This window comes from Tianweitania sp. (assembly GCF_032053605.1).
Taxonomy (GTDB): domain Bacteria; phylum Pseudomonadota; class Alphaproteobacteria; order Rhizobiales; family Rhizobiaceae; genus Tianweitania.
Window position 1 is genome coordinate 12,305 of sequence record NZ_DAMBUH010000014.1, and the last position, 9,514, is coordinate 21,818.

A 9,514-nucleotide genomic window follows, 5' to 3' on the forward strand; every position below is an offset into this window, starting at 1 on the left:
TCGTTGACCCGCCACAAAGGCCGCTGCAACTCCATGACCCGCGTCCAGTCAGCGGCTTTCGCCGCGTCATAGAGGGCGATGCTCTGCTTCGGCACGATGCAGGCCGGACCCGCCATCCAGCCCACGCCGCCGATCATCAGCACGCAAGCGGGGATGTGGGCGGAAGCGGAAAACACCTCCATGCGCCCGCGCGTGCGCTCGATGATCGAAAGCAGCCGCCCGGTATTGGTGGAAGCATCCTTGATGTAGTTGATGTTCGAGATCTGGCTCAGCCGCTCGATCACCGGCAGCGTCAGGTCGGAGCGCTGGAAGTTCGGGTTGGTGTAAAGCACCACCGGCCGCCCGCGTGCCGCGCCTGCAATCGCCTTGAAATAGGCTTCCACGCCGGCATCCCCGACCGGGAAGTAGGCTTCCAAAATCGCCAGAATGCCGTCGGCACCCGCTTCCACCATGGCTTCGGTTTGCGCCACGGCATCCCGGATCGTGGTGGACGCAACGCCCGTCACAACTGGCACGCGACCGCGATTGGCGGCGATCGTCGTCTTCACGACCTCCATGCGCTGCGCGTTCGACAGGTAGGCGAACTCGCCGGTGCTGCCGAGCGGCGCCAGCCCATGCACGCCCTGCGAGACCAGGTGTTCAACCAGGTCTCCGAGAACGGCGGTGTTGATGTCGCCGCCTTGTGTCGTCGGAGAAACGAGATACGGAAAGACGCCGTGGAAAGACATCGGGAGGTCCTTCGCCGCGCCGCTTACTGCGCGGCCTTCACGTAGAAGGGTAGGGTGTAGCCGTCCGAGCGTCCTTCAAAGGACAGGTCGGTCTTGGCGGCCCAGGTGTTGTCCAGGAAGAACAGCGGGATGATGCCGAGATCGCCCATCGCAATGCCCGTTGCCTTCTTCAACAACGCCTCACGCTCGCCGTCGTCCAGCGTGGTGCGGGCCTGTTCCAGCACCTTGTCGAACTCGGCGTTGGAATAACGGCCGCGATTGCCCTGGCCGGCATTGTCGCCGAAGGTTTCCAGAAGCGGTCCGAGCACGCCCGACGCCTCGCCGGTTTCCACTGCGGCACCACCCATGATGAAGCTGAACTCGCGGGCCGAAGCGCGCGAGAAGTACACGCTGCCCGGCAGGGTCTCCACCTTGGTCTTGACGCCGATGCGGCTGAAGAACTGACCAACGGCCTGTGCGATCTTGGAGTCGTTAGGATAACGATCGTTGGTCGCATGGAAGGTCAGGTCGAAGCCATCGGGGTAGCCGGCCTGCGCCAGCATGTCCTTGGCCTTGTTCGCGTCGAACGGATCGGTGGCGAGCGCTGTGTCATGGCCGAAATAGCCTTCCGGAACGACCTGGCCGGTCGGCGTGCCCTGGCCGTCCATCAGGCGTTCGACGATCGCATCGCGGTTGAGCGACAAGGAAAGCGCACGGCGCACTTCCGCCTTCTGCAGCGGGTTCTTGCCGTCCGGGCCCTTGGCGAAGGGCGACGTTTCGCGGTCTTGATCCATATGAAGATACATCAGGCGGTTACCGGTGGCCTTGATGACCTTGACCGAGTTGGACTCTTCCAGCCGGCTCGTATCGGCGGTCGGAATGTTCTCGATCATGTCGACATCGCCCGACAGGATCGCAGCAACGCGGGCGCTGTTGTTCTTGAAGATGCGGAACGTGACCTTGTCCCAATCCGTCGCGCCGCCCCAGTAATCCGGATTGCGCTCGAGCGTGATCACCGAGTCCGGCGTCCAGGACACGAACTTGAACGGACCGGTGCCGACCACGCCCTTGCCCTGGTTCATCTGCTCGGTCGGTGTTTCGCCGAACTCAGCGGGCAGGATAGCGATGCGGCTGAGATTGTTCAGAAGCAGCGGCGTCGGGCCTTTGGTCGTGATGCGCACCGTCATCGGATCGACAGCGACGACATCCGCGATCGCCTTCACATAAGGGGTAAAGGCGCTCGGGCTGTTCTTGGCGGCAATCGGCACACGCTTGATGCTGGCGACCACGTCGTCTGCCGCGAAGTCGCTGCCATCATGGAACTTGACGTTCGGACGCAGCTTGAATTCCCAGGTCGTGTCGTCGACGCGGTTCCAGCTGGTCGCCAGCGCCGGCTCGATCTGCTGGCGAGCATCCTGGTTCACGAGGCCGTCGAAGATGTTGCGCGCCATCGCGCTATTGGGTCCGACGACGTAGAATTGCGGGTCCATCGAGGTCGTGGACGCCGAAAGGCCCACCGTCAGGTCACGCGCCCAGGCGCCGGCCGAAGGGAAAAGAACAACGGATGCGGCAAGCGCGGCGGCTGCGAAAAACTTCATGAACAAGCTCCTCCAAAGCTTCATCCCCAGATGGGGAGATTTGGGGCAACTGCATATTTCCTTCGCACAATGATGGAAAATTGCATTATAGCCTGATCCCATGCCGAAACGTTATGGAGGCACTGCATGCGCCTGAAGCCGCGTCAGTTGGAAGCCTTCCGCCATGTTATGCTCACGCGCGGCGTAACGGCGGCGTCCGAAGCCATGAACATCGCCCAGCCCGCCGTCAGCCGGCTGATCCGCGATCTGGAAAGCGAGGTCGGCATGACCCTGTTCACCCGGCAGGGCGGACGACTCCTCCCCACGCCGGAAGCGGTGCTGCTGCTGGCCGAGGTGGAGCGGCTTTATATCGGCATCGATCAGGTCGCGCGCGCCGCCGATGATATCCGCCAGCATTTGAATGTCGTTCTGCGCATGGCCAGCGTCATCTCGCTGGTACGGCCATTCCTGCATCAGGCCATGATGGAGATCGTCGGACCGCGCCTCGACCTGCCGCTGGTTCTCGATGTCGAAAACAGCCGCCACATCTGGGACATGGTAGAACAGAGCCATTACGATCTGGGCCTGGTCTTCGGCCCACCGCGTCAGGGCGATTTACAGACCGTCCATCTGCACAGTTCAACGGCGGTCGCCGCTATGCCGCCGGATCATCCGCTGGCCGAGAAGGACGTCATTACGCCGACCGACCTCCTCGACTGCCGCGTTCTTACCGCCGGCCGTAACTCGCCGCTGCGTCGCGGCCTTGACCGCGCCTTCTCCCAGGCCGAGCAAGCACCGCTGAATACGCTCGAGACTTCCATGCTCAACTGCTGCCACTTCGCCGCCGCCGGCATGGGCGTCGCCATCGTCGACCGCATCACCATGCGCGCCGCCGACGTCCAACTTTGCGCCAAGCCGTTCCTGCCGGTGATCGACGTTTCCTATTACGCCGCCCGCCCCGCCGGCTCGCGCCAGATCCTCGTGCTCGACCAGATCGTCGAGCGCATCAAGGCACTTTTGGACCAGGACACGACAGCCTTGGGCTGATCCGTCACCCCCAATTAGACCGGTGAATAGTTTTCCGCCCGCACCGTCATTGCGCCGGATAATGTATCCCCGGGTCGAAGAATCGCCATGGCGTTCGACTGACCGAGTTCAGGACGGTTCACGACATCCGGTGCATGGCTGACCGGTTCGGCGCAAAACACTGGTCGGTTGTCCGGCACGAAAACATGAAGATGCCGGAGCGCCCCCTCGGCCTCGAGCGTGATCGCCAACCCGTCCTCAGGCCGGCAAATGCGGGCCAAAAACGGGCTCCATTCCGGGAAAAACCGGTCAAAATACGGTAGTTTGCCGAGACTTTCCGGCGCTTCCGACCGAAAAATCGGCATCTCAACTCGCTTCGGCAGCGGCAAACCGGCCTTATCGCGCTCAAAAGCGCTCGAAGATCCGAAGCTCAGCGTCGCCTCCGGCGTTTTCACAAACCACGGATGTAACCCGATGCCAAAGGGCAGAGCGTGATCGCCCGTATTGCGGACGGACAAGGCAATCCGCAGGCCTTGTTCAGACAGACTAATTTCCTGCTGCGCCAGATATCTATAAGGATTGCGGATACTTGCAAAATCCTGCTCGAGCACAAGCTTAGCATCATCCAGGCTCGCTACGCGCCACGGATGCTCTCGCGAGAAGCCATGGATCGCCATGCCTTCATCTGGAAGATTAACCGGCAACACGATCTCGCGCCCTTCGAAGCCAAACCGGCCTTGTTTGATCCGGTTTGCAAAAGGCAGCATCGCAAAACAGCCTGCCTTGAACGGCGGCACACTGCCATCCGCCGGCGCGAACAAAGCGATCCAAGTGCTTGTTCCAGCTCGCCAATCCAGCGAGAGAACAGCACCGCCAACCGCCGGATCCACGACGACACGGTAATCGTCGGCAATCAGCGTAATGGTCATTGATCGTCGCGCGTATAATCCTGCGCCGTGAACGACCCGCCCTGAAACCGCCGCGTAATTGCATCGCCTTCTTCTGGTAGCGGCGCGAAAGTCTCGGCGTTGTCCTGTGGCCTATAGCCAATGCGTTCCGCGTCATCTCCCTTCCACCAAGAGCGCGTATTAGCCGAAACGCCCCAGACCACGGCATGGCCGGTTTTGTCAGCTTCCACAGCCGCAATAATCAGCCGTTCGAGGTCGTCATGCGACAGCCAGGTCGACAGATGGCGGGCCTCAGTCGGCTTGGGCAAACATGAGCCGATGCGCATATGCACGCTTTCCAGCCCGTGCTTATCGAACATCATCCGCCCGAGCATTTCCGCGTAAGCCTTTGACAAACCGTAATAACCATCCGGTCGCACCGGATCTTTGGTTGAGAGCGTCTCTTCGCGCTCGTAGAAGCCGATCGTATGGTTCGAACTGGCAAACACGATCCGCTGCTTCTCCGCCCGCGCGGCCTCAAAGACATGCGTCAGGCCGAGAATATTGGCCTCGATAATTGGACGGAACGGCTTCTCGACGCTGATGCCGCCGAGATGAACGATCGCGTCCGTGCCTTCCACCACGCGCCGCACCGCGCCTTCGTCCGCCAGATCAGCCTGAACAAACGCCGCGCCTTCCGGCACAGGATCCGGAAACGGGTTGATGTCTGACAAGCGCACTTGGCAGCCGTGCGCGACAAGCCTAGGCGCGAGCATGCGACCCAGCGTGCCGGATGCGCCGGTCAGAAGAATGTGCCGCGCCATGATCAAAGCCCTTTCATGCGAGCAACCGGCGTCCCGCGCACCGGCGCCTCAGCCAGAAACACGCCACCCGATTGCGGCGCGTCGGCGAGTGCTGCCGCATCGACCTGGCGGTGGCTGGTGATCGCAATTTGCTTGAGGTCAGGACCGCAGAAGCAGGGCATCGTGGGTGCCGGAATTGGTACGGGAATGCGCTCGCGCAACGTCCCGTCGGCCGCAAAGCGGTTCAGCACACCAGCGGAGACGCCGGCGCTCCAGTACTCACCATCCGCATCGCAAGCGCCGCCATCCGGGCGGCCCTTTGTTTCGTCGAGATCAACAACGCGCTGCCGGTTCGTCGCTTCGCCGCTGCTGAGATCAAAGTCGAGGCGATCGATCCAGGGGCCGCGCGAGTCCGAATGGTAGAGGATGCGCCCGTCCGGCGACCAGGCCAGTCCGTTGGAAACGGCAAAGCCACCCTCCATCGCTCTCGCTTGGCCCTGCGCGTCGATGCGGTAGAGCTTGGCAATCGGCTGGCGGTCGGCTCGTCCATCCATGGCGCCGATCCAGAACGCACCGTCCGGCCCGACCTTACCGTCGTTCAGCCGCGAGGTCTGGGGCTCGTCATAGCCGGTCCAAAGATCGCGCCGTGTTTCCGTTTCGGGATCGAACACGATCACCTTGCGGGCGAGTGCAACCACCAGTACGCCGCTGTCGCAGAGCCCGAGCGCCGTTACCTCCGCCTCGAACGACCATTGCCGCCGCACGCCCTCCGCAAGGTCGATCTCGATGATTGCCTTGCCCGGTATGTCGCACACGAACAGCGTGCCGCGCCTGTCATCCCAGACGGGACTTTCAGTCAAACCGGCGCACAGATCGGCGATGCAGCGGAAGGTGAGCGTCATTCGGCCCTCGTGGTACGGCGGATCACGTCGGGATGGTCCAGCACGAAGTCGGAGAGTTCAAGCCCCAATCCCGCACCCTCGAACGGGAAAATCTGTCCGTTCTCGATGCGCGGCATCACCGTGACCAGATCGCGATACCACGAGGTGTAATAGGCGCGCACAGACTCCTGGTAGATCGCGTTCGGGAGGTTCAGCGACAGGTGGATGGAGGCTGCGAAGATGACCGGCCCGGTGCAGTCATGCGGGGCAACCGGGCGCTGGAAGGTTTCCGCCATGGTCGCAATCTTCTTGGCTTCCGACAAACCGCCGCACCACGACACGTCGAGCATGACATAGTCCGTCGCGTCAGCCTTGAGCACGTCGAGGAATTGCGAGCGCGTCGCGAGCGTCTCGCTGGCGCAAACGGGAATGCCGGCCTGCCGCGCATAGATCGCCAGGGTTTGCGGGTTCACCATCTTGATCGGGTCTTCCGCCCAGAACGGCTTGAATTCCTGCAAGCCGCGGGCGATCGCGAGCGCAGAGGTCAGGTCCCACATCGAATGCAGCTCGACCATCACCTCCATCTTGGTCCCGACGGCGTCGCGGATTTGCCGGAAGGGCACCAGCGCCTCGTCGAGCTCGCGCGCATGGATGAAGTTGCCGCCATTGGCGACGGCGAACGGATCGAATGGCCAGATCTTCATTGCCGTGATGCCTTCCGACAGCAGGCTTTCGGCCAGCGCCCCGGCATCGCGGTGGAAGGCGAGCTGGTCTTCGTAGGGACCTTCCTTGGCTTCGTCCGCATCGCCGATATACCGGCGCGCGCCCGACTTGTTGTAGGTGTAGCCGGCGCAGGTGTTGTAGGTGCGGATCGACAGTCGCGACAATCCGCCAAGCAGCTGATGAACAGGCTGGTTTACGGCCTTGCCGAAGAGATCCCAAAGCGCGACATCGATCGCGGACGCTGCGCGGATTTCCACGCCCGACGAGCGGAAGCCGACATAGGGCGACAAGAGCAGGCTGGAGATGCGGTCGATCTCTAGCGGGTCCTTACCCACGATCTGCGGCGCCACATCGCTGTGAATATAGGCCGCCACGGCATTCGCGCCGCGAAACGTCTCGCCCAATCCGACGATGCCCTCATCCGTATGCACCCGCACCCACAGGATGTTGTTGAGATGCGGCAGCTGTATGGTTTCGATGGCTTCGATCTTCATGGGTATTTTCCGACAGGCAAGCGAAACGGGGCAGCGCGTGCCGCCCGTGAGGATGGTTCAGTGGGCGGCAGCCGTGGCGTTCTTGCCGCGTGCCACGATCTGCGTCGGGTTCACGAAGCGCAGCGCGATCAGGAGCCAGATCAGCGAGGTCACCATGTAGATCACCGCCATGGCGTCGATCGACTGCACGGAGCGGACACCGGCGGCAAAGACCGAATAATACAGTGCCACGACAAGCGTCTGGCTGGTGGGGCCGGCCGTCAGGAAGGTCAGCTCGAACATCGCCACCGTGCGCACCAGCACCAGCAGCATCGCGGCAAGCACGCCGGGGAGCAGCATGGGAAGGAGCACATAACGGAACAGCTTGAACGTGCCCGCGCCGAACACGCGCGCGGCTGCTTCCACCTTCGGGTCGATCTGCTCGATAAAGGGGATCATGACCAGGATCACGAAAGGCACGGTCGGTACGAGGTTGGCCAACACCACGCCCCAGAAGGTGCCGCCCACGCCGGCCATGTAGAGAACGGTCGCCAGCGGGATGCCGAAGGTGATCGGCGGCACCAGCAACGGCAGGAGGAAGATCAGGAGCACGATCTTCTTGCCCGGGAAATCCCTCCGCGCCATGGCATAGGCCGCCGTGACGCCGAGCAGGCCGGACAGGATCACCACAGTGAACACGATCTGGAAGGTGACGAGCAGCACATGGTCGAGCTGGAATTCGGCCCAGGAGGCCGCATACCAGCGGGTGGTGAAAGCGTCGGGGATCCATGTGCCCAGCCAGCGTGTGCCGAAGGATGACACGACAACGGCGGCGATCACGGCCAGCACGTTGAGGATGAAGAAGCCGGTGACCAGCCAGACGAAGGTGATCCAAAGGCGGGACAGGACGGATGTGTCGCGGATCATGGCTCAGCCTTTCCCGCCAGCGGTCGAGCCGCGATAAAACAGGGAGCGGATGCCGAGCAAAGCCGCAACCACGAGCAACTGCACGGCAGCCATGATCATGGCGATCGCCGAAGCCATGGAGTCGTCATACTGTTCGAAGGCCGCTTGTGCCGCGGCAATGGAGATCACGCGCGTCGGACCGGACGGCGCGCCGAGCAGCACGGCCGAAGGAAACACCGCGAAGGCCTGCACGAAGGTCAGACACGCGGCCACGACCAAACCCGGCACCAGCAGAGGCAGCATGACATGGCGGAAGCGCTGCCAGCTGTTGGCGCCATGCGTCGCGGCGGCCCGTTCCAAGGCAGGATCGATGCCGGTGACATAGGACAGCGTCAGCAGGAAAGTGAAAGGAAACACGGTGATGATCAGCGAGGCGAGCACGCCCCAATAGTTGTTGACCAGGCGCAACGGCGCATCGATCAGCCCGATCGTGATCAGGGTCCGATTGAACCAGCCTTGTGGCCCGAGATAGTTCAGCAACCCTTCCGCCACGAGCACTGTGCCGAGCGTGACCGGCAGAACCAGGATCGTGGTCAGCAGCCGTTGCTTCTTCATCAGGCGCACGCGCATCGCGATCGGAACAGCCAGAAGCAGGCTGACGATGGTGACAGGGACGGCCAGCCACAAGGTCGCGCCGATGGTCTTGTAGAGATAGGGATCGGAAAAGAACTTGATGTAATTGGCGAAGGCGCTGTCCCCTTCTAGCGGCCGGAACGACAGAACCAGCCCGTATAAAAAAGGATAAACGAAAATCGCCAGCACGAACAAAAGCGCCGGCAGGATCAACAGCGTGACGCCGTCAATGCCGCGATTGGCGAGGCGCTGGCGCAAACCCGGCCGTTCTATTACCCGTGCGACGTGCGACGGGCGCTCGTAAGTGTCGGTTGCCGTGCTCATGGCTGCGCCGCGAAAACAAGGGCGCGGCGGGCATCGATCTCGAGCCTGACGCGGCTGCCGAGTTCGGCGTTGCGCGACCCGTGGAACACCAGCTGCATGCCGCTGTCGGTGTTGGCGGTGCCGACGAACTCACGGCCGCGATATTCGATCGTCTCGACCGCAGCCTCGATGGCATTGGTGCCGGAAACGCCTTCGATGACGTCATCGCCGCGTGCGGCCAGAATGGCTGTATCCCCGACCTCGAGTGCGTCGAGCGCGCGTCCGGTCAACCTCGCGCCGCCAACTTCGATCGTCGCTTCGCCATTAGCTGCCTGCACGACCCGGCCGGTGATCTTGTTGCGGAAGCCCATGAATTCCGCGACGTCCAGATACAGTGGGCTTTCGTAAAGCTCGCGCGGCGTGCCGACCTGACGGATCGAGCCATCGCGCAGAACCACGATGCGGTCGGCAAGCGACAGCGCCTCATCCTGGTCATGCGTCACATAGATCGTGGTGGCGCCGAGCTGGTTGTGGATGCGGCGTATTTCGGCGCGCATTTCCAGCCGCAGCTTGGCGTCGAGGTTCGACAGCGGCT

At 62.5% G+C, this 9,514-nt stretch carries 10 protein-coding genes; 1 reads left to right on the forward strand and 9 read right to left on the reverse strand.

What is annotated here, in order from left to right; genetic code table 11:
- Together RTX98_RS05435 and RTX98_RS05440 are read right to left on the reverse strand one after the other, a co-directional pair.
- On the reverse strand, nucleotides 1-728 hold a 728-nt coding region (locus RTX98_RS05435), incomplete at its 3' end, for a dihydrodipicolinate synthase family protein (protein ID WP_312795144.1).
- A gap of 23 nt (nucleotides 729-751) precedes the next feature.
- On the reverse strand, nucleotides 752-2,305 hold the full coding sequence (locus RTX98_RS05440) for an ABC transporter substrate-binding protein (RefSeq protein ID WP_312795146.1): 1,554 nt from the start codon (nucleotides 2,303-2,305) through the stop codon (nucleotides 752-754).
- Between the two features lie 126 nt (nucleotides 2,306-2,431).
- On the opposite strand from RTX98_RS05440, the gene RTX98_RS05445 reads away from it, so the two are divergent.
- Nucleotides 2,432-3,331, forward strand: coding sequence for a LysR family transcriptional regulator (locus tag RTX98_RS05445; RefSeq protein ID WP_312795148.1), 900 nt, complete (start codon nucleotides 2,432-2,434; stop codon nucleotides 3,329-3,331).
- A 14-nt stretch (nucleotides 3,332-3,345) separates the two neighbouring features.
- On the opposite strand, the gene RTX98_RS05450 is transcribed toward RTX98_RS05445, so the two are convergent.
- The 7 genes from RTX98_RS05450 to RTX98_RS05480 all read right to left on the reverse strand — a co-directional run.
- Complete coding sequence (locus RTX98_RS05450; RefSeq protein WP_312795149.1) at nucleotides 3,346-4,239, reverse strand: aldose 1-epimerase; 894 nt, start codon at nucleotides 4,237-4,239, stop codon at nucleotides 3,346-3,348.
- Nucleotides 4,236-5,021, reverse strand: a complete 786-nt coding sequence (locus RTX98_RS05455; RefSeq protein WP_312795151.1) for an NAD(P)-dependent oxidoreductase — start codon at nucleotides 5,019-5,021, stop codon at nucleotides 4,236-4,238. The genes RTX98_RS05450 and RTX98_RS05455 overlap by 4 nt, the downstream gene beginning before the upstream one ends.
- Before the next feature lie 2 nt (nucleotides 5,022-5,023).
- On the reverse strand, nucleotides 5,024-5,902 hold the full coding sequence (locus tag RTX98_RS05460; RefSeq protein ID WP_312795153.1) for an SMP-30/gluconolactonase/LRE family protein: 879 nt from the start codon (nucleotides 5,900-5,902) through the stop codon (nucleotides 5,024-5,026).
- A complete protein-coding gene (locus tag RTX98_RS05465) occupies nucleotides 5,899-7,098 on the reverse strand; it encodes a mandelate racemase/muconate lactonizing enzyme family protein (RefSeq protein WP_312795154.1) in 1,200 nt (399 codons plus the stop codon). The genes RTX98_RS05460 and RTX98_RS05465 overlap by 4 nt, the downstream gene beginning before the upstream one ends.
- A 57-nt stretch (nucleotides 7,099-7,155) precedes the next feature.
- Nucleotides 7,156-8,004, reverse strand: a complete 849-nt coding sequence (locus tag RTX98_RS05470; protein ID WP_312795155.1) for an ABC transporter permease — start codon at nucleotides 8,002-8,004, stop codon at nucleotides 7,156-7,158.
- A gap of 3 nt (nucleotides 8,005-8,007) precedes the next feature.
- Nucleotides 8,008-8,940: a sugar ABC transporter permease gene (locus RTX98_RS05475; protein WP_312795156.1), complete on the reverse strand. Its 933-nt coding sequence runs from the start codon at nucleotides 8,938-8,940 to the stop codon at nucleotides 8,008-8,010.
- On the reverse strand, nucleotides 8,937-9,514 hold a 578-nt coding region (locus tag RTX98_RS05480; protein ID WP_312795157.1), incomplete at its 5' end, for an ABC transporter ATP-binding protein. The genes RTX98_RS05480 and RTX98_RS05475, both read right to left, overlap by 4 nt.